Genomic DNA, 1,687 nt, shown 5'->3' on the forward strand with positions numbered 1-1,687 from the left:
TAGGCTTTCCTTGAAAATTGTTTTTCAATATTCATTTATAATAAAATCCACTCATGTTGTGGGTGGATTTTTCATTTCATTTGATGCGATTTATTTGAAAAATACAATTTTATTCACATTGTGACTAAGCCGTTGATTTTCCTTAAAGACTGGTCAACGTTTTACCATACCAGCTCGTTGAGTGGTTATTTATTGTCCTCTAATATTTATAGTTAGGTTGCTATTTTCTGAACCTGTTGTCTGTTTTCTTGCCTTCGATTGGTAACCCTGACAGCATTGGCTGTATACACGCCGAAGAATAACCAGACGAGTTCCGTCTTTTGATTTCTTGCCTTTATTTTACGAAGCAAATAGTGTTCTTTTTCCGTACCAAAACTGCCCTCTAGACGTGTACTCCTCTCTTTGTTGAGGATACCTTTCATTTGCTTGGTGGCTTTATCATCTTTACCTCTACCTTTTCTACAAAAGTTATGTTGTATCATTTGTTCTCTTAAAAATGTACGATTCTCATTGGTTGGATAAATCCCATCTGCGGCTACATGAGTACATTTCCCAATCATTGTTTCATGTCTTATTACACTTTCTTTCAGCCTCTTACACTCATTGAAAGCATTGTAGCTTGCATGCTCAATGATGTTAACTCCTCCTACTTGGTTGATGTGAACCTTGATACCATACTCTACGGGTTTATTCTCCTTTCCTCTGACAATAGGTCTAATATAGGGTTTATAGATGCTTACTATGCGGTCACTAATCTTTGACTCAGGTATTTCAAAAAGTTGTTTTTGTTGTTGATAAACCACTTTAATCGTTTGAAATATTTGTATATCTTTTTCTAAAAAACCTTTAGATTTAACTTTTTCTAGGAGTTCACTGAGTGTTAAAATACCTTTATTTAGTAGCTTTAAAAGTGAACGTTTTCTGGAGTAGGTCTTTCGATGAATCTTCTTTCTAAGTTTGCTATAAGTCAACTGTTTTATCTTTTGGTCTTTGTATTTAGACCTTGGTAGTTTAATTTTATTACTTGTGCATAAAGCAGGAATCTGTTTCTCCCACAGCCAAGTACAAGATTCCCAAAGTAACTTCACGTCGGTAGGAATTCGAAGATAAACTTCATAACAAGTAGCATCCATTAATAACACACTTTTATCAGGAATCTCGGATTTCCAACTATTAACCATCACACTTTGAAATAGATTCAAATCTAAATGCTCTCCCAAATAAGATCTTACTCTTGAGACAAATGCGTTATCTTTAATCCTTTCATTATCAGCAAGTAAAGTTCCACAGAACATTTGGATTGCCCAATTTGTGTGAAATTGCTCCAATAGTTTTTCATCACTTAAACCAGTATAGTGTTTTAAGAACATGAGAGCAAAAAGACCTCTACTGGGCAACCATGAAGGTGCTCCAACAATTGTTGTTCTATGGGGTAAAAGCTTTTCAAGAGAGTCCCAATCAATAGTTTGGTGAATTTTTCCGAGAACAGTTGTATTCTTGAATAAGTACCATTTTGAAAAATTTGGAGAATCGAAATCAAACAGTGTATATTGCATCTGTATTTAAGGTTTTCTAGCAGAAACAAAATACAGAAAAACCCCGAAAATTGCCAGTATTGACACTTTTTCGGGGTTGTTTTATTTATAATATATTGATAATTAAATATTTACAACATTTAAGGGAAGCC

1 protein-coding gene is annotated in these 1,687 nt (G+C 34.1%); it reads right to left on the reverse strand.

The annotated features are described in order from the left end of the window. Window positions 1-212: 212 nt before the first annotated feature. Window positions 213-1,556, reverse strand: coding sequence for a transposase (locus VB248_RS22520; protein WP_323299096.1), 1,344 nt, complete (start codon window positions 1,554-1,556; stop codon window positions 213-215). Between the last annotated feature and the right edge of the window lie 131 nt (window positions 1,557-1,687).

It is taken from the genome of Arcicella rigui, assembly GCF_034929435.1.
Taxonomy (GTDB): Bacteria; Bacteroidota; Bacteroidia; order Cytophagales; family Spirosomataceae; genus Arcicella; species Arcicella rigui.